Annotated in this window: 19 protein-coding genes; 17 read left to right on the top strand and 2 right to left on the bottom strand. The window is 37.6% G+C overall.

Annotated elements, in window-relative coordinates; translation table 11 throughout:
* Positions 1 to 295: 295 nt before the first annotated feature.
* Together DRW42_RS16355 and DRW42_RS16360 are read right to left on the bottom strand one after the other, a co-directional pair.
* Positions 296 to 949, bottom strand: coding sequence for a hypothetical protein (locus DRW42_RS16355; protein ID WP_113949911.1), 654 nt, complete (start codon positions 947 to 949; stop codon positions 296 to 298).
* 27 nt (positions 950 to 976) lie between these two features.
* Positions 977 to 1777, bottom strand: a complete 801-nt coding sequence (locus DRW42_RS16360) for a hypothetical protein (protein WP_113949912.1) — start codon at positions 1775 to 1777, stop codon at positions 977 to 979.
* A 319-nt stretch (positions 1778 to 2096) separates the two neighbouring features.
* Here DRW42_RS16360 and pckA point away from each other — a divergent pair, with 319 nt between their 5' ends.
* From pckA to DRW42_RS16450, 17 genes are all read left to right on the top strand, one after another.
* Complete coding sequence (pckA, locus tag DRW42_RS16365; protein ID WP_113949913.1) at positions 2097 to 3692, top strand: phosphoenolpyruvate carboxykinase (ATP); 1596 nt, start codon at positions 2097 to 2099, stop codon at positions 3690 to 3692.
* A 298-nt stretch (positions 3693 to 3990) separates the two neighbouring features.
* Positions 3991 to 4821, top strand: coding sequence for a MotA/TolQ/ExbB proton channel family protein (locus tag DRW42_RS16370; RefSeq protein WP_108197404.1), 831 nt, complete (start codon positions 3991 to 3993; stop codon positions 4819 to 4821).
* Between the two features lie 78 nt (positions 4822 to 4899).
* Positions 4900 to 5514 (top strand): biopolymer transporter ExbD, encoded by a 615-nt coding sequence (locus DRW42_RS16375; protein WP_113949914.1) that lies wholly within the window; start codon positions 4900 to 4902, stop codon positions 5512 to 5514.
* Between the two features lie 3 nt (positions 5515 to 5517).
* Positions 5518 to 6024 (top strand): ExbD/TolR family protein, encoded by a 507-nt coding sequence (locus DRW42_RS16380; RefSeq protein ID WP_113949915.1) that lies wholly within the window; start codon positions 5518 to 5520, stop codon positions 6022 to 6024.
* A gap of 18 nt (positions 6025 to 6042) precedes the next feature.
* Entirely contained in the window at positions 6043 to 6861 is an 819-nt protein-coding gene (locus DRW42_RS16385) for an energy transducer TonB (RefSeq protein WP_113949916.1), read from the top strand.
* A gap of 241 nt (positions 6862 to 7102) precedes the next feature.
* Positions 7103 to 7999 (top strand): PstS family phosphate ABC transporter substrate-binding protein, encoded by an 897-nt coding sequence (locus DRW42_RS16395; protein ID WP_113949918.1) that lies wholly within the window; start codon positions 7103 to 7105, stop codon positions 7997 to 7999.
* A gap of 84 nt (positions 8000 to 8083) precedes the next feature.
* A complete protein-coding gene (locus DRW42_RS16400) occupies positions 8084 to 9805 on the top strand; it encodes a tetratricopeptide repeat protein (RefSeq protein WP_113949919.1) in 1722 nt (573 codons plus the stop codon).
* An 81-nt stretch (positions 9806 to 9886) separates the two neighbouring features.
* Positions 9887 to 10258, top strand: coding sequence for an NADH-quinone oxidoreductase subunit A (locus DRW42_RS16405; RefSeq protein WP_113949920.1), 372 nt, complete (start codon positions 9887 to 9889; stop codon positions 10256 to 10258).
* Positions 10259 to 10485: 227 nt separating this feature from the next.
* On the top strand, positions 10486 to 11028 hold the full coding sequence (locus DRW42_RS16410; RefSeq protein ID WP_039472971.1) for an NADH-quinone oxidoreductase subunit B: 543 nt from the start codon (positions 10486 to 10488) through the stop codon (positions 11026 to 11028).
* Entirely contained in the window at positions 11028 to 11528 is a 501-nt protein-coding gene (locus DRW42_RS16415) for an NADH-quinone oxidoreductase subunit C (RefSeq protein ID WP_113949921.1), read from the top strand. Before DRW42_RS16410 ends, DRW42_RS16415 begins: the two co-directional genes overlap by 1 nt.
* 3 nt (positions 11529 to 11531) lie before the next feature.
* The gene (locus tag DRW42_RS16420) at positions 11532 to 12746 is read left to right on the top strand and encodes an NADH-quinone oxidoreductase subunit D (RefSeq protein ID WP_113949922.1); all 1215 of its coding nucleotides are present in this window, start codon (positions 11532 to 11534) and stop codon (positions 12744 to 12746) included.
* A complete protein-coding gene (locus DRW42_RS16425) occupies positions 12739 to 13254 on the top strand; it encodes an NADH-quinone oxidoreductase subunit NuoE family protein (protein WP_113949923.1) in 516 nt (171 codons plus the stop codon). Before DRW42_RS16420 ends, DRW42_RS16425 begins: the two co-directional genes overlap by 8 nt.
* A gap of 75 nt (positions 13255 to 13329) precedes the next feature.
* A complete protein-coding gene (gene nuoF, locus DRW42_RS16430; protein ID WP_113949924.1) occupies positions 13330 to 14697 on the top strand; it encodes an NADH-quinone oxidoreductase subunit NuoF in 1368 nt (455 codons plus the stop codon).
* 109 nt (positions 14698 to 14806) lie between these two features.
* Entirely contained in the window at positions 14807 to 15346 is a 540-nt protein-coding gene (locus DRW42_RS16435; RefSeq protein ID WP_113949925.1) for an ORF6N domain-containing protein, read from the top strand.
* A gap of 70 nt (positions 15347 to 15416) precedes the next feature.
* The gene (locus DRW42_RS16440; protein ID WP_113949926.1) at positions 15417 to 16427 is read left to right on the top strand and encodes an NADH-quinone oxidoreductase subunit G; all 1011 of its coding nucleotides are present in this window, start codon (positions 15417 to 15419) and stop codon (positions 16425 to 16427) included.
* Positions 16427 to 17464: an NADH-quinone oxidoreductase subunit NuoH gene (gene nuoH, locus DRW42_RS16445; protein ID WP_113949927.1), complete on the top strand. Its 1038-nt coding sequence runs from the start codon at positions 16427 to 16429 to the stop codon at positions 17462 to 17464. Before DRW42_RS16440 ends, nuoH begins: the two co-directional genes overlap by 1 nt.
* Before the next feature lie 2 nt (positions 17465 to 17466).
* Positions 17467 to 17970, top strand: coding sequence for a NuoI/complex I 23 kDa subunit family protein (locus DRW42_RS16450; RefSeq protein WP_113949928.1), 504 nt, complete (start codon positions 17467 to 17469; stop codon positions 17968 to 17970).
* The last annotated feature ends 40 nt before the right edge of the window (positions 17971 to 18010 follow it).

Here is an 18010-nt window from a genome sequence, read left to right on the forward strand (position 1 = left end):
GTTTTATGTTTTTTCAACTCACAACAAATTAGTTCCGCTGGTATATACCGGTGGTAATAATAATTGTTGTAATAATTGAAGTATTAAATTTCATCTTGTCTTCGTGTACTTTGTACACCGTAAAGTAGGAGATTATTTTTTTAAAATGCAAATGTTTTTTAAATTTTATTTCGAAATTTATACTAAAACGTTTAAGTGGATGAAATAACCGCATTAATTACTTTCCTCCTTTGGAGCGCCTGCTCCGATTTTTTGGAGGGTATCTGCAGGAGGGGGAGGTCAAAAGTTCTCTATCTTAGAAATTAATATCCAAATAGCTATCCGTTATAAAATCTACGGAAACAAGTTTGCCTTGTTTAAAAGTATAACTGTGGATAATATCCTGTATACAGGAATCGAATTTAATAAAATTGTATTTATCCATAATTTCTTTTGGGAAAGAATTGAAAAAATGGTTTAAAAAATCAGCTTTATCCATTCCTATTTTAATTCCATTTTCAAGATCAACATCTGCATTATTTATTAAACCCTTAAAAATATAAGAATGTGTTGGTCCGTCTTTATCGAAATATAGAATTAACTTACTGGTTTTATGTGTTAAGAAATGATATGCTGAAGCATAGTTTTCATATTTAATAACCGAGTCTTTGATCAAAAACTTATTCAGAAGGCTTTTAGTGATCGCATTTTTACTTTTTAATTCTCCAAATGGTGAGTAAACATATTTTGAGCAGGTTACCAATCTTAAAGTGTCCTTGGTGTTTTTTATCCAAGTATTAAAATCAAACGATGGTTTTGGAACAGCCCAGTAACCATCTATTTTTACGGCTTTAGTGGTATCTATTTTTATGGCACCTTTTTGCGTTTCACTTTTTCCTGATGTTTGATCACGGCAGGCGAGGATAGAACATAACATAAAAATTAATAAGAGAGTATTGACTGCTTTCATATTTGAGTGTTAATTTGAATGATAAGGCTATAAAAAATGATTAAAAAAGGTATATAGCAGGTTTAAGCAAATGGCAATCCCACCCAAAATTATCACCGTTAGATATTTTCTTTTGAAAAATAAGGCAAAAGCCACGATGTTTACCAACAACAGAACAGTGCTGATGTATATAAAAGGTTTAGCTACTTCATAAAAAATACTGCTGGGAATAAAATCGCTAACCAACTGCATTTTTACCTGTATGATTGGAATGATGTTCCAGATTAAAAGACATAATAAAATGGTTAAAAAAATGATGGATAATTTTTTTGGGCTGTCGTTTTTAACTTTATCCTGATTTAAGTGTTCAGGCATAATATGGCCAGATACATCAAACTCAATATCGTTACCATTAACAACAATTAATTTCCTTTCGTAATCCAAATAATTTTCGGGGGTTAACATAACCTCTTTACCCAAACAGACCGAAACATCTTTTAAATAATTTACCAGCCTGTTATGATCCTCAATCGAGTTAATTTCTAAAGGAGTAATGTCATTTTCGATTTCATCACCTCCAAAAAAATGGCATTTAATAAGAATACCCTCCAGGTGTATATTAACGCCTCTTAATAAATCTGACTTGCCATTCAAGTAATCAAAAACAATACTTTTATCAATCTGGCTTTCCGTTTCACCCGATAGGCCATTATAAAACGCCACTTTATAACCGGTGTTTATAAGATCTATCCATTTCTCCCAATCTTCGATATTTGTATTTTTAACATATATATCCCTTAAAGAACCATCAATATAATATATCTTTTTTCTAAGTGTTTCCCAGTTCATTCTCGATTATTTGCTCGATAAAAGTATAAATCTTTATTTCATTCCTAAATGACATGTTGATCCTTTATTGCTATTAGTAAAGATTTTTGCAGTATTAAAACCCTATCTCTCAAAAATTTAATTACACTAAAACCATTTACCAGATTTTACTTAGTGTATATTTTTAATTTTTTTTAAGTTTAAAAATACGTAATAATAAACTGATAATAAGATATTTATGTGATAGTGTATTTGCTACAATATGTAAAAATTTACGTTTTAAAACTCGTTTTTGTGGAAGATAAGTCTTTACCTTTGCTCCACTAACTAACTTATTGTTATGAGCAAAAAGAAGCTGCAAGCGCCAGATTTAGGCTATTTAAATCTCGGCGAGAACATTGCTGTAAAGTACCAATTGTCTCCAAAAGAGTTAATTGATGAAGCCTTATTAAATAATGAAGGTACCATGGCCGCGTCGGGTGCGCTGGCTATTGATACCGGGAAATTTACCGGACGTTCGCCTAAAGACAGGTTTATCGTGTGCGACGATGTAACAGAGGACCAAGTATGGTGGGGAGATGTGAACATCAAAATCAGTCCGGAAAAATTTGACCAGTTATATGGTAAGATCACCGGTTATCTTGGCGACAGAACAATTTATGTGCGTGATGCTACAGCATGTGCCGATCCTGATTATTCGATTTCCATCCGGGTAATTACAGAAACGGCTTACCAGAATCTTTTTGCTCATCATTTATTTATCCGCCCTGATGAAGATGGTTTGGTGGGTATGCCAGAATGGACCATCATTGCGGCACCAGGTTTTCTGGCCGATACTGCTGTTGATGGAACCCGTCAGGAAAATTTCTCCGTGATCAACTTTACCAAAAAGATGATCCTGATTGGTGGTACGGGTTATACTGGCGAAATTAAAAAGGGAATCTTTTCGGTGTTAAATTTTATCCTGCCTGTATATAAGAATACGCTTTCTATGCACTGTTCTGCCAATGTGGGCAAAGATGGCGATACGGCCATATTCTTTGGTTTATCCGGAACAGGTAAAACCACATTATCTGCCGATCCCGAAAGAGGTTTGATTGGTGATGACGAACATGGCTGGGGTAACGATTCGGTATTTAACTTCGAAGGCGGCTGTTATGCAAAATGTGTTGATCTAACCGAAGAGAAAGAGCCACAGATTTTTAAGGCCATTAAATTTGGTTCCTTATTAGAAAACATCAACTTTTTTCCGGGTACAAAAGAGGTTGATTATGCCAATATCGATAAAACAGAGAATACACGCGTTGCTTATCCTATAGATTATATTGATAATGCAATTATACCATCAATAGCAGCTGTTCCTAAAAATATCTTTTTCCTAACTGCCGATGCATTTGGTGTTTTGCCACCAATTTCAAAATTAAATGTTGAGCAGGCCATGTTCCACTTTATGAGTGGCTACACCGCAAAGGTTGCCGGAACCGAAGCAGGTGTTACCGAACCTCAGCTCACCTTTTCTGCCTGCTTTGGTAAAGCTTTTCTTCCGTTGCACCCTTCAAAATATGCGGCTTTGTTGGGCGAAAAAATGAAAAAGCACGAGGTAAACGTTTGGCTGGTAAACACCGGATGGAGCGGGGGGGCTTATGGTGTAGGCAAAAGGATGAAGTTAAGCTACACCCGTGCCATGATCAAGGCTGCTTTAAACGGAAGTTTAAACCATAACCATTATAAACAGCACCATGTATTTAAATTAATGATGCCGTTAAATTGTCCGGGTGTTCCAAGTGATATTTTAGATCCTTCTAAAACATGGGATAATCAGGAAGAATATTTTTTAAAGGCTTATCAGCTGGCTGATGCCTTCGAAGAGAATTTTAAACAGTTCGAACTGACAAAAGTGTCAAAAAGCAGACACGAAGCGTTAAAATTATGTTAAATGTGCTTTAAAATGCATTTTTTGAACAAAAAATTTGCAATTCGATTTTTTTTTAGTTTTTATTGTGAAAGAATTGCCTCGGCTGGGGCAATTTTTTTGTTATACACCCAAATTGGTTTACCGAAACTAAATTCTAAGTAACGATTTAATTGCTTATTGATTTATTAATTTGTAATTTAAAATCAATTTATAAATTTGTTTTTCGCAACAATTTCGGATAAGAAACGTTGTGTGTATTACAGTAAGAAAAAACAGCTAAAAATTAAAAACAAGAACTAAAACTAAAATTTCAAAAAAAATGGCAAACGCACCAAAACCAACAACTGTTAAAAAAGAGAGCTCTTCTAGTGCTTCAAATGTATTTGCAACATTCGTTATTCCAATCTGTATTGTTATTGGATTCTGTGTTTGGAGATTCGTATTCGGAGAAGGAAGTAACTTTATCGATGGTGACAGAGAAAAATTACCATTACCTGGTAACTATCTTGGAACAGCATACAAAGGAGGCCCTATCGTAGCGATCTTGGTTGGATTACTATTGGTAGTAATTGTATTCTCTATCGAGCGTTTCATCGTTATTGGTAAAGCAAGTGGAAAATCAAGCTTAGATACTTTCATCCGTAAAGTACAAGGTTTATTAAGCGCAGGAAACATCGAAGCTGCAAAAGCGGAGTGTGACAAACAACAAGGTTCAGTTGCTAACGTAATTAAATCTGGTTTGAAAAAATATAGCGAAGTTGAAGCTGATACCAACATGGATGTTGAGCAATCAATCGTTGCCATCCAAAAAGAGGTTGAAGAAGCTACAGCTTTAGAAATGCCAATGTTAGAGCAAAACTTAACTGTAATTGCAACTTTGGTATCAATCGGTACATTGGTAGGTTTATTGGGTACAGTAACAGGTATGATCCGTGCATTCGCCGGTTTAGCAAACTCTGGTGCTCCAGATCAGTCGGCATTAGCGGTAGGTATCTCTGAGGCACTTATCAACACTGCAACTGGTATCTTGGTATCTACTGTGGCAATTATCATGTACAACGTATTAACTTCTAAAATCGACAAGTTAACTTACGCAATCGATGAGGCTGGTTTCAGCATCGTTCAAACATACGCTAGTTCGCATAAATAAGAATTTTGAAAAAATTTTTACCGGCTTTATGGAAAACCGGAAAAAAGATCATCATTATTAAAAACTAGTAAAAATATTATGCCTAGAATTAAAGTTAAAAGAACAAGTACAGTAACAGATATGACTGCCATGTGTGATGTGGCTTCATTGTTACTTACTTTCTTCATCTTAACTGCTACAGCGAGGCAACCAGAACCACTAGCCGTTTCTACACCTTCATCTACGTATGAGTTTAAGGTACCGGTAGAAAACAATGCGATATTAACCATTGGGCAGGGTAAAGTTTTCTTTGAAGTAGCAGGTGTTAAAGTAAGAGCGAAAACATTAGAGCTAATGGGCGAACAGTACAAAATATCGTTCACTCCTTTAGAAGTACAACGTTTTTCGGCGATAGGAAGTTTCGGTGTGCCAATCCAGAATTTAAAATCACTGATTGCATTAAACGGAGCTGACCGTATGAAACCTGGAGTACAACCGGGTATACCTTCAGATTCGACTGACAATCAGTTAAATGCCTGGGTTTTAAATGCACGTAAAGCTACTAAAGAAATCAACAATCAGGATATGCGTATCAGTATCAAAGGTGATGCTAAAGAAGAATATCCGGTAGTTAAAAAGATTATTGATGTACTTCAGAAACAAAGTGTAAACAAATTCTTGTTGGTAACTAACTCTGAAGCTAAAAAGAAATAAGAAATGGCAGAATTAAACACGGGCGGGAAGAAAGCCACGCCAAGGGTTGATATGACCCCGATGGTGGATCTAATGTTTCTTTTGGTAACATTCTTTATCTTAACAACAGTAATCTCTACGCCACAGGCGATGGATATTGCAAAACCGGATAAAAACGAAAAGTTACCTGAAAACAGATTAGAGCTGAAAGCAAGTAAAACAATGACCATATTATTGGGTAAAAACAATAAAGTAGCATGGTACATGGGAGTAGCTGGTGAAAGTGCTCCAACTATCGAATCAGCATCACAAATTGAAGACGCTATTGTAAAAAATAGAAAAACAGCTGATGCTTCGGGTGTTGCAGGCGACTTTGTTGTACTTGTAAAACCAACATCAGGTTCTACCTTTCAGAACTTTGTTGATATTATGGACGAGTTAGAAATTCTTAAAGTAAAGGTTCGTCAGATTGATGATGATAACATCCTTGACAATGAGAAACAGTTCATGAAAGAAAAGGGAATTTTATAATCAGTAAAACCAATAGTTATGTCGAAGTTAGATATATTCAGAAAAGAATGGCTTGAAGTGGTTTTTGCCGATAAAAACAAAAACTATGGTGCGTACCAATTGCGTAAAACAAATGGTGCCAACACTACTAAAGCCTTAATTATTGGATCTATTATCTTCCTTGTATTATTTTTCTCTCCAAAAATCTATAGCCTTATCAAAGGTTCAATGGATCAGCAGGAAGATCAGGTAAAAGCACAGGAAGTAATTTTAGCTCCACCACCACCGGTTAACCCCGAAACACCTCCACCGCCACCGGTAGAGCCACCGCCACCAAAGGTAGATCAGGTGAAAATGCCACCTCCAATTGTAAAACCTGATATCGAGGTTCGTGATGAACCACCTACAGTTGAAAAATTGAAAGAAGCTGACCCAGGTCAGAGGGATATCAAAGGTGATCCAACTGCAGAGATCAATATCGCTGAACCGGTTGGAGAAGGACCAAAAAGAGAAGCTGCTGTTGCGGTTGATGATAATAAAGTTTACGACTTTGTTAGTATCGAGAAACAACCAGAATATCCGGGAGGTATTGCGAAATTCTATAAGTATTTAGGAGGAGCAATTAAATATCCGCCAATGGCACAGGAAAACAACGTTCAGGGTAAAGTATTCTTATCTTTCGTTGTTGAAAAAGATGGTAAATTAACAGATATCCAGGTTACCCGCGGTTTGGGTAGCGGAACTGATGAAGAAGCCATCCGTGTGTTGAAAGCTAGTCCACGTTGGAACCCAGGTATCCAAAATGGTAAGCCGGTAAGGGTAAAATACAACATCAACGTTAACTTTACATTGAACTAATAGTAGATGTTAAATTTTGATATTTTTAAGCAAAAATCGCCTAAACAGCGGTTTTTGCTCATTTTAGGCCTTATCATGTTTGTCTTTTATGTGGTTCTGGGCTTTGCATTCATTTTTTACGAGCCGATTGCCCTCCGTTTAAGTACAATTCCACAATGGGGCAGAATCGCAATAGGTATCTTCCTGATTATTTATGCTTTTGTAAGATTATTAAGCCTGGGTAGGCGCGACTAAATCATTAATGAGAAATTTCCTTTTTATATTATGTGTACTTGCTCTGGTATCCTGTAAGAGTAAAGCAAAAACAGATGCGGTTAAAGAAACACGCACCAGCGGTACACTAAAAATGCTGGTGGATGAAAGTGTAGGCCCGATTGTACAGGATCAGATTGATATATTCAATCTTGATTATCCGCAGGCCAAATTTCAGCTTACTGTTAAACCTGAAGAGAAACTTTTGCCCGCTTTTTTAAACGATAGTGTGAGGGTAATTGTGTTACCGAGGTTATTAACCAAAGCAGAAGAAAAGTATTACAACCAGCGGAATATTAAAATCAATACATCGCGTTTTGCCATTGATGGAATTGCTTTAATTACTAACCAGGGCAATATTGATAGCACTATTACCGTTAAAGAGGTGATTGATATATTACAGGGGAAGAAATCAGATAAAAAATTGGTGTTCGATAATGCTTATTCAAGCACTTTTCAATACTTTAAAGAACTGGCTAAAATCAGTCAATTTCCAGCTACAGGTGTTTACTCTAAAAATTCCAGCAAAGAAGTAATTAAACTTATTGCAGAAGATAAAAATTTTATTGGTATTTTGGGCGTAAATTGGATTGCCGATCAGAATACAGAAGCTAGTGAATACCTTTCGCAGGTAAAAGTATTGGGAGTGAAAAATCTGAAGGGCAAGGTTGGAGATGACCAGTTTTATAAACCAACCCAGGATAATCTGATCAATGGTGTTTATCCTTTCCTACGAAATATAAATATCATCGACTGCGAAGGCAGGGATGGTTTAGGCACAGGATTTGCAACATGGTTAAGAAGTCAGAGAGGACAGTTGATTGTACTTAAATCTGGACTCGGTCCGCACAAGCTGATGCCGAGGGAACTTCACCTGACAAAGTGAAATTAAATTAAAAAACTATAAATTGAACCACGAAGTAAATCTAAAGAGACACTTCATTTTTATTAAAAAAAAACAGAATATCCGATGAAAATTTTAAAGAAAGCAATAACCTTAAATGTAGGTTTGGTGTTGATGGGTTCTGCAGTTTTTGCTCAAGATTTAAATGACGCGAAAAAAGCCATTGACGCTGAACAGTACCAAAAAGCATCATCAGTGCTTAAATCGTTGGTGAGCTCCAAAGCATCAGATGGTAATAATTATTACAATCTTGGCTTGGTTTACTTAAAAACCGGTTATATCGACTCTGCAAGAGCGGTATTTAACAAAGGTGTAACTGCCGATCCAAAAAATAACCTAAATTTAATTGGTTTAGGCGAAGCAGATATGTTATCTAACAATCCAACATCAGCAAAATCTAATTTTGATAAAGCTGTTGCATTGGCACCGAAAGATTACAAGACTTATTTGTATATCGGTAAAGCTTATTTAGCGCAGGATAAACCAAGTGATGACGTATCTAAACCTGATTTTACAAACGCTTTAGCGAATATTACCAAAGCTGATGAGTTGGATTCGAAAGATAAAGACGCCGAAGTTTTCTTGGCTCAAGGTGACGCCTATGCTTTGCAGAAGAAAAATTCTGAAGCATTAGGTCCATACATGCGTGTTGGAGATGTTGATCCTAATAACAGACGTGCAAAAACTCAGATTGGTAAGATGTATAAAGAGTCTAGAGCATTTCCTGAAGGTGAAAAAGAATTACAGGATGTAATTGCAGCTGATGCAAATTATGGTCCGGCTTACCGTGAGTTAGGTGAGTTATACTTACAGTGGAGTAGCTTTGGTACAGATAAAGAAAAAGCAGCTAAAGCGATTGAGAATTATAAAAAATACATGGATTTAACCGATAAATCTTTGGAATCTCAATTACGTTATGCACAGTTTTTATTTTATGCTAAAGATTACAAAACACTTGAACAAGTGGCAACTGCATTACAAGTTCCTGCAAACGATCCTAAAGGGAATGTTGTTGCCAGGATGAAAGGCTGGGCAGCTTATGAAAACGGTAACTACCCTCAGGCATTAACCAGTTTAACAGAATTTTTCGCAAAAGAAAAAGATAAAACTAAAATTTTAGGCAACGATTACCTTTATTTAGGTAAAGCTCAATTAAAAGCTGGTCAGGATAGTTTAGGTGTAAATAATATTATTGAAGCTGCAAAAATTGATTCTACCAATGCGGATGCATTAGCTGAAGCAGGTTTAGCATTATACAAAGCTAAGAAATATGGCAAAGCAGCAGAGATTTATACTTTAGCAACTAAATATAATCCTAATGGTAAAGGTTCATTAACCAATTACTACTATATAGGTCAAACTAGATTCTTGGAAGGGTATTTTGCACAAAAAGATAAGAAACCTTTAAACACAGCTGCATTGGTTGAAGCGGATTCAGCATTGAGTCACTTAAATAAAGTTTCACCGGAGTTTGCTTTAGGTTATTTTACAAGAGCCAGGATTGCTAATTTGTTAGAAGATAAAGCAAATCCAAAATATGCATCTATTCCATATTTTGAAAAATACATTAGTTTAGTTAAACCTGAAGAGCAAGCAACTAATAAAACAAACCTTGTAGAATCTTACGATTACTTAGGTGCGTATTATGCTGATAAGGATAAAGCAAAAGCTATTGATTTTTTAAATAAGAGTATAGCGCTTGATCCACAAGGACCATTTGCAGCAGCTAAGCTTAAAGAACTGCAGTCTCCTGCCGCCGCTCCAAAAGCGAAAGCAAAAGGCAAATAATTAAAAGTTAAATAATTTAGAAAAGGCAGAGTTTGGTTACTCTGCCTTTTTCTTTTACTTTTGCATCATAAAATAATTCATATGCAAGCGCAAAGTTCCTCTATAGATTTTTTACCCATTATATTTCAGGTAATCGTTGCTTTAGGTTTTGTGGTAACCACATTGGTTGCAACCCACTTATTAGGCCCGAAACGTAAAACAGCCGATAAACTGGAAACTTTTGAGGCCGGTATTAAATCGGTAGGTAATGCCCGTCAGCCTTTCTCTATCAAATATTTTGTTGTAGCCATCCTGTTTGTGCTTTTCGATGTAGAGGTAATCTTTATGTATCCTTGGGCGGTTAATTTCCGTGCTTTAAAAATGGATGGGATGATTGAGATGTTCATTTTTATGGGCACTTTATTGTTAGGTTTTATCTACGTAATCAAGAAAAAAGTTTTAGACTGGAACTAATCAGTTAGCAATTTTCAGTTCGCAACAGGCCGTTTTTAGTCCAATTTTAGAACTGGTAACTGTTAAATGGCAACTGCAAACTGAAATGTGTATCACTTACACTATCTTCAACCACTTTAGGTTATTTAGAAAGGTTCTAAATCTGGTAAAGCTAGTTTAATTGCCTTTAAAATATTGTAAATTTGTTGCTCATTCTGCAAAGGGATGAGCATTTTTTGTTTATAAACATGAGTGAAATTAATATAGTTGATGCGCCTCCAGGAACCGAAGGACCTGGCTATTTTGCCACTTCCTTAGATAAGGTGATTGGTTTGGCCCGCTCAAATTCCTTATGGCCATTGCCTTTCGCAACTTCTTGTTGCGGAATCGAATTTATGGCTACCATGGGTTCGCACTACGATTTAGGTCGTTTTGGAGCAGAACGTTTAAGCTTTTCTCCCCGCCAGGCCGATGTTTTAATGGTAATGGGAACCATCGCTAAAAAGATGGCTCCGGTATTAAAACAGGTTTATATCCAGATGGCAGAGCCACGTTGGGTAATGGCTGTTGGTGCCTGCGCAAGCAGTGGTGGTATTTTCGATACCTATTCTGTGCTGCAGGGTATTGATGAGGTTATTCCTGTGGATGTTTACGTTCCGGGTTGCCCGCCAAGACCTGAAGCCATTTTGGATGGCTTTCAGCGTATTCAGGATTTAGTGAAAAACGAATCGGGCAGAAGACGGAACTCTGATTATTACAAAGAACTTTTAGGTCAATACGGCATTAAATAATGGAAGAAACGACACTAAATAACGACATCCATGTTAAGCTAACCGAAAGGTTTGGCGAAAAAGTTACTGCTGTTTCTGAGCCTTATGGTTTATTAACCTTTGTAACCTATAAAGATGTTATCATCAATGTGCTTTCGCATCTTAAAGAAGAATTAAAATTTAATTTCCTTACCGATATCACTGCAGTTCATTACCCTGGTAAAGACCACGGCATTGCTGTTGTTTATCATCTGCATAATATGGTAGAAAAAGTAAGGATCAGGATTAAAGTTTTTATTTCTGAACAAAATCCTACTATACCTACCGCTACAACAGTATGGAAAGGTGCCAATTGGATGGAGCGCGAAACTTATGATTTGTTTGGGGTTAAATTTGAGGGGCATCCTGATTTACGCCGTATTTTAAATATGGATGATTTAGGGGTTCACCCGATGTTGAAGCAATATCCATTGGAAGATCCGAACAGAGTAGATAAAAAAGACGAATTTTTTGGAAGGTAAACTATGAATCATAACCATCCGGTATTTACAGATAACGACCCGCAAAGTGAGCTGGTAACCTTAAACTTAGGCCCAACACACCCTGCAACCCACGGCGTTTTTCAAAATGTTCTGCAATTAGATGGCGAACGTATTGTAAGCGGCGTTTCTACGATTGGGTACATTCACCGCGCTTTCGAAAAGATTGCTGAACATCGCCCTTTTTATCAGATTACACCACTTACCGACCGTTTAAACTATTGTTCTTCGCCTATTAACAATATGGGCTGGCACATGACGGTTGAAAAGTTGTTGAATATTCAAATGCCAAAACGTGTAGATTATTTGCGCGTTATTGTAATGGAGCTTTCACGTATTGCCGATCACATTATCTGTAACACGATTATTGGTCAGGATACAGGAGCTACAACAACTTTCCTTTATTTATTCCAGTTCCGCGAGCACATTTACGAAATCTTTGAAGAGGTTTGCGGTGCACGTTTAACAACAAATATTGGTCGTATTGGTGGTTTTGAGAGAGATTTCAACGATATCGCTTTTGCGAAAATCAATAAGTTTTTAAAAGAGTTTCCTGTTGCGTTAAAAGAATTTGAAAACCTGTTAACCCGTAACCGTATTTTTATCGACAGAACGGCCGGAGTTGCAGAAGTAACAAAAGAAACTGCTTTAGAATACAGCTGGACAGGTCCGCTTTTACGTGCTACCGGCGTCGATTATGATGTTCGTGTTAGCGATCCGTATTCTTCTTACCAGGATTTCGATTTTGAAGTACCTGTTGGAACGAGCGGTGATATTTACGACAGGTATTTGGTTCGTAACGAAGAAATGTGGCAAAGTTTGCGCATTATTGAGCAGGCCGTTGAAAAATTAAAATCAGAACCAAAAGGTATTTTCCATGCCGATGTTCCTGAATTTTATCTTCCTCCAAAACAGGAAGTTTATAACAATATGGAAGCATTGATCTATCACTTCAAAATTGTGATGGGTGAGATTGATGCGCCAAAAGCAGAAGTATATCATGCTGTAGAAGGTGGAAATGGTGAATTGGGATTCTATCTGATTAATGATGGAGGCCGTACACCATACCGTTTACACTTCCGCAGACCAAGTTTTATAAACTACCAGATGTTTGCACCAATGAGCGAAGGCATGTTATTGTCTGATGCCATTATCAACATGAGTAGTATGAATATTATTGCAGGAGAATTAGATGCTTAAAGTAGAAGAACAAACACCTGTAGAGTTTTCATCAGAGTTGCTGGCCAAATTTGATGATGTTAAAAGCCGTTACCCGGAAGGTAAACAAAAATCGGCATTGTTGCCACTATTACATTTAGTGCAGGCAGAGTTTCTTTGGGTTCCAACTTCGGCTATGGATAAAGTTGCCGAATATCTGAATATTCAGCCCATTGAAGTTTACGAGGTAGCAACCTTTTATACCATGTACTTTTTAAAACCTCAGGGTAAATATGCTTTAGAGGTTTGTCGTACTGGTCCATGCTGTTTGGTCGGTGCCGAAAAGATCTTAAGCCACCTGGAAAACAAGTTAGGGGTTAAGGAAGGTGAAGTTACGGCTGATGGTTTATTCAGTTTTAGAGGGGTGGAGTGTTTGGCAGCCTGTGGTTACGGCCCGGTTTTGCAGATCAGCCCTGAATATACTTTCTACGAAAACCTTACTGAGGCAAGTGTAGATAAATTGATTGAAGATTTGAAAAATAAGTCCTAAGTCCGAAGTTTTAAGTTGTGAATCGTTTTGATTCAGGACTAAGGACTATTGACTACAGACTATAGACTAATTAAAATGTCTCGAAAACTGTTACTTGAGCATATAAACGTACCGGGCATCAACACGCTTGAAGTCTATCGCCAAAAAGGCGGGTACCGTGCTGTGGAAAAAGCCCTGAAAACCTTAACACCTGAAGAGATTGTTGAAGAGGTAAAAAAATCAGGCTTACGCGGTCGCGGAGGTGCGGGTTTCCCAACCGGGATGAAATGGAGTTTTTTGGCCAAACCAGAAGGTGTTGCACGTTATTTGGTGTGTAATGCTGATGAATCTGAGCCGGGAACTTTTAAAGACCGTTATTTAATGACATACATTCCCCACGCTTTAATCGAGGGAATGATTGTATCGAGTTTCGCATTAGGTGCCAAGGTTTCTTACATCTATGTACGCGGCGAGATGATGCCTCAGATCCGTATTTTGGAAAAAGCAATTGCTGAAGCTAAAGCTGCCGGATGGTTGGGTAAAAACATTTTGGGTACCGGTTACGATCTTGAATTATATGTTCAGCCGGGTGGTGGTGCTTATATCTGCGGTGAAGAAACTGCGTTGTTAGAATCACTTGAAGGTAAAAGAGGTAATCCACGTATTAAACCGCCATTTCCGGCAATTGCAGGTTTATATGGCTGCCCAACGGTAGTAAATAACGTAGAATCGATCGCTGCAGTTGTGCCGATTATCAACGATGGGGGCGATGAATATGCAAAAATCGGTATCGGTAGAAGTACAGGTACAAAATTAATATCTGCATCTGGTAATTTGGTAAAACCGGGTGTTTACGAAATCGAATTAGGTTTACCAGTTGAAGAATTTATCTACTCTGATGAATATTGCGGTGGTATCGCCAACGGCAAACGCTTAAAAGCAACAGTTGCAGGTGGATCATCAGTTCCTGTGTTACCTGCTAACTTAACTTTAAAATTAGCAAACGGCGAACCCCGTTTGATGAGTTACGAATCATTATCAGAAGGTGGTTTTGCAACCGGAACGATGTTGGGCTCGGGAGGTTTTATTGCTTTCGACGAGGATCAGTGTATCGTTCGCAATACCTGGAACTTCTCTCGATTCTATCACCACGAAAGCTGTGGACAGTGTTCGCCATGCCGTGAAGGTACAGGATGGATGGAAAAAGTGTTACACAAAATCGAACATGGTCATGGAACGATGGAAGATGTAGATTTATTGTGGGATATCCAACGTAAAATTGAAGGAAATACCATTTGTCCGTTAGGTGATGCAGCGGCTTGGCCGGTTGCCAGTGCTATCCGTCACTTCAGGGATGAATTTGAATGGCATATTAAAGAACCGGTTAAAAGCCAGAGCCAAAATTATGGCATCGCAAATTATGCAACACCGATTGAAAAAGCTCCGGTAACGGAAGAAAAATAAACGCGCCTCGGTTTGTGTTGCCACGAAACGAAAGCAAGAAATAGAAATAAAATCTAAGGTCACATTTTGTGACCTTAAGAAAGTTTAACTTAACACTAAGAATATGTAAATGAAAGAAGAATTAACATCCGTAATTGTCCCAAACGAAGTAATTATTAATAAAATATATCTTTTCCGGGGAGTTAAGGTGATGTTGGATTCGGATTTGGCAGAACTCTTTGGCGTTGATACTAAACGATTAAAAGAACAGGTTAGAAGAAACATAGAACGCTTCCCGGAGCGCTTTATGTTCGAATTAACTAAAGAAGAAAACGAAATCTTAAGGACGCAATTTGCGACCTTAAGACACGGACAACACTCAAAGTACCTACCGTTTGCATTTAGTGAACATGGTATTTTGCAACTATCAAATGTTTTAAAAAGTAAACAAGCGGTAGAAGTAAGTATTAAAATTATTGATGTATTTGTGCAGCTTAGAACAATGGTTTTAAGTAATACGGAGATCAGGTTAGAAGTAGAAAAGATAAAAAAGAAAGTAGATAATCAGGATAAGAATATTGAAGTAATCTTCAGGTATTTTGACGAACTACTTGAACAACAACAAAGGCCAAGAAAAGAAATTGGTTATAAAATCCCGAAAGGGAATTAATATAAAATAGAATTGGTTCGTGAAGACACAAACCAAAGCGAGATAAAGAAATAAAAGAATATCATTAACCATGAGTGAAAAAGTTAAGGTTACGATAGATGGGATAACTGTAGAGGTTGACAACGGAACAACCATTCTGAATGCTGCAAGGCAGATCGGAGGTGATATTGTTCCGCCAGCAATGTGCTATTATTCTAAATTACAGGGCAGTGGCGGTAAATGCCGTACCTGCATTGTAAAAGTGACTAAAGGTTCGGAGAAAGATCCACGCCCAATGCCAAAATTGGTGGCTTCTTGCCGTACCACGGTAATGGATGGGATGGAAGTGCTTAACATTACTTCTCCGGAAGTTTTAGTAGCACGTGCAGGTGTTGTAGAGATTTTATTGATCAACCACCCTTTAGATTGCCCGGTTTGCGATCAGGCTGGAGAATGTGATCTTCAGAATTTAGGTTATGAGCATGGTTTGCAAAAAACACGTTATGAGTTTGAGCGCCGTACTTTCGAACGTATCGATATTGGCGATAAAATCCAGTTGCACATGAACCGCTGCATTTTGTGCTATCGTTGTGTATTTACAGCTGATCAGATTACCAATAAACGCGTTCATGGTATCCTAAACCGTGGAGATCATTCTGAAATTTCTACATATATCCAACATGCTGTTGATAACGATTTCTCTGGAAATGTTATCGATGTTTGCCCTGTTGGTGCTTTAACCGATAAAACTTTCCGTTTTAAAAACCGTGTTTGGTTTACCAAACCAGTTGATGCACACCGCGATTGCGATCACGAAAAATGCAATGGTAAGGTAACGCTTTGGTATAAAGGAGCTGATGTATTGCGTGTAACTGCACGTAAAGATCAGTTTGGCGAGGTTGAAGAATTTATCTGCAATACCTGCCGTTTTGATAAAAAAGCTACAGCCGATTGGGTAATCGAACACCCAACACATATTGATGATACTTCGGTAATTGCATCAAACCACTACGAAACATTAATCCCTTTGCACGTAATCCAGCCGAATGCTGCTTTACAGGCTGCAAATGAAGTTGAATTCCATAAAACAGTTAAATACTAATGGATAGCGCTTTTGTTATAGAAAAATTTATCCTGGTAGCTGTAATTTTCGGCATCAGTTTAGTTATTGCCATGTATTCTACTTATGCTGAACGTAAGGTTGCAGCATATTTACAGGATCGTTTAGGTCCGGATAGAGCTGGTCCCTTTGGTATTTTACAGCCACTGGCCGATGGTGTTAAAATGTTTATGAAAGAGGAAATTATTCCTACAACATCAAACAGGTTTTTATTTGTTGCCGGACCGGGTTTAGCATTACTCTGTGCCTGTATCGGTACTGCAGTTATTCCATGGGGCAGCCCGATTGAAATTGGTGGTAAAACCATTCCTTTACAAGTTTCTGATATCAATGTAGGTGTTTTATACATTTTTGGTGTGGTTTCGTTAGGTGTTTATGGTGTAATGATTGGTGGATGGGCCTCAAACAACAAATACTCTTTGTTAAGTGCTATTCGTGCCGCTTCGCAGAACATCAGTTATGAAATTGCAATGGGATTATCGATCATCGCATTGCTTTTAATGACCAATACATTAAGTTTAAAAGAAATTGTTGATCAGCAACATGGATGGAGATGGAACGTTTTATATCAACCACTTGGATTTTTAATCTTTATGGTTTGTTCTTTCGCAGAAACCAACCGTGCCCCATTCGATTTACCTGAATGTGAAACCGAATTAATCGGTGGTTATCATACGGAATATTCGTCAATGAAATTGGGTTTTTACCTGTTTGCGGAATATATCAACATGTTTGTATCATCGGCAGTAATGGCAGCCTTATATTGGGGCGGATATAACTATCCTGGTATGGATTATGTTGCTGCACATTTGGGTCCAACCTGGGCACCGCTTATCGGAACTGGAGTGTTCTTTTTGAAAATTGTATTGTTTATCTTTTTCTTTATGTGGGTACGTTGGACAATCCCGCGTTTCCGTTATGATCAGTTGATGAACTTGGGATGGAAAGGTTTAATACCTTTGGCTATTGCCAATATTATAATAACAGGTGTTGTGATTGCGATTATTGAGAAGTTTTAATTATGGAATCATTAAGTAATAAGAAAAAAGTACTGGAACAAAAGCCGTTGAGCTTTATGGAACGGATGTACCTGCCGGCAATTGCCAAAGGTATGGGCATTACCATCAGTCACTTATTTAAAAAAGAGGCTACCGTAAGATATCCTGAAGTAGAACGCGAATTCTCGACCAACTTTAGAGGGATGCACTCGCTTAAACGCGACGAAAATGGTAAAGAGCGTTGTACTGCATGCGGTTTATGTGCCTTGTCTTGTCCTGCAGAGGCCATTACTATGATTGCTGCTGAACGCAAACCTGAAGAAAAACACTTGTACCGCGAAGAAAAATACGCAGCAACATACGAAATCAATATGTTGCGTTGCATTTTCTGTGGATTATGTGAAGAAGCCTGCCCTAAAGAGGCAATTTACCTGGATGGACCAATTGTACCTGCCGATTATTTACGTAAAGATTTTATTTACGGTAAAGACAAGTTGGTAGAGGCGCCATTGGAAATAAAAAAATAGTAAATAGAATTGTCATGCTGTCCCGAAGTTTCGGGATCAG

Source organism: Pedobacter miscanthi (genome assembly GCF_003315595.1).
In the GTDB taxonomy this organism is placed as follows: Bacteria; Bacteroidota; Bacteroidia; order Sphingobacteriales; family Sphingobacteriaceae; genus Pedobacter; species Pedobacter miscanthi.

Bases quoted from the DNA above. Each gene is read 5' to 3' on its own strand.
- DRW42_RS16435 (WP_113949925.1), top strand. From the start codon at position 14,807: ATGAAAGAAGAATTAACATCCGTAATTGTCCCAAACGAAGTAATTATT.
- DRW42_RS16450 (WP_113949928.1), top strand. From the start codon at position 17,467: ATGGAATCATTAAGTAATAAGAAAAAAGTACTGGAACAAAAGCCGTTG.
- DRW42_RS16440 (WP_113949926.1), top strand. From the start codon at position 15,417: ATGAGTGAAAAAGTTAAGGTTACGATAGATGGGATAACTGTAGAGGTT.
- pckA (WP_113949913.1), top strand. From the start codon at position 2,097: ATGAGCAAAAAGAAGCTGCAAGCGCCAGATTTAGGCTATTTAAATCTC.
- DRW42_RS16385 (WP_113949916.1), top strand. From the start codon at position 6,043: ATGTCGAAGTTAGATATATTCAGAAAAGAATGGCTTGAAGTGGTTTTT.
- DRW42_RS16370 (WP_108197404.1), top strand. From the start codon at position 3,991: ATGGCAAACGCACCAAAACCAACAACTGTTAAAAAAGAGAGCTCTTCT.
- DRW42_RS16420 (WP_113949922.1), top strand. From the start codon at position 11,532: ATGAATCATAACCATCCGGTATTTACAGATAACGACCCGCAAAGTGAG.
- DRW42_RS16395 (WP_113949918.1), top strand. From the start codon at position 7,103: ATGAGAAATTTCCTTTTTATATTATGTGTACTTGCTCTGGTATCCTGT.
- DRW42_RS16425 (WP_113949923.1), top strand. From the start codon at position 12,739: ATGCTTAAAGTAGAAGAACAAACACCTGTAGAGTTTTCATCAGAGTTG.
- DRW42_RS16360 (WP_113949912.1), bottom strand. From the start codon at position 1,777: ATGAACTGGGAAACACTTAGAAAAAAGATATATTATATTGATGGTTCT.
- DRW42_RS16355 (WP_113949911.1), bottom strand. From the start codon at position 949: ATGAAAGCAGTCAATACTCTCTTATTAATTTTTATGTTATGTTCTATC.
- DRW42_RS16410 (WP_039472971.1), top strand. From the start codon at position 10,486: ATGAGTGAAATTAATATAGTTGATGCGCCTCCAGGAACCGAAGGACCT.
- DRW42_RS16400 (WP_113949919.1), top strand. From the start codon at position 8,084: ATGAAAATTTTAAAGAAAGCAATAACCTTAAATGTAGGTTTGGTGTTG.
- nuoH (WP_113949927.1), top strand. From the start codon at position 16,427: ATGGATAGCGCTTTTGTTATAGAAAAATTTATCCTGGTAGCTGTAATT.
- DRW42_RS16380 (WP_113949915.1), top strand. From the start codon at position 5,518: ATGGCAGAATTAAACACGGGCGGGAAGAAAGCCACGCCAAGGGTTGAT.
- DRW42_RS16405 (WP_113949920.1), top strand. From the start codon at position 9,887: ATGCAAGCGCAAAGTTCCTCTATAGATTTTTTACCCATTATATTTCAG.
- DRW42_RS16375 (WP_113949914.1), top strand. From the start codon at position 4,900: ATGCCTAGAATTAAAGTTAAAAGAACAAGTACAGTAACAGATATGACT.
- nuoF (WP_113949924.1), top strand. From the start codon at position 13,330: ATGTCTCGAAAACTGTTACTTGAGCATATAAACGTACCGGGCATCAAC.
- DRW42_RS16415 (WP_113949921.1), top strand. From the start codon at position 11,028: ATGGAAGAAACGACACTAAATAACGACATCCATGTTAAGCTAACCGAA.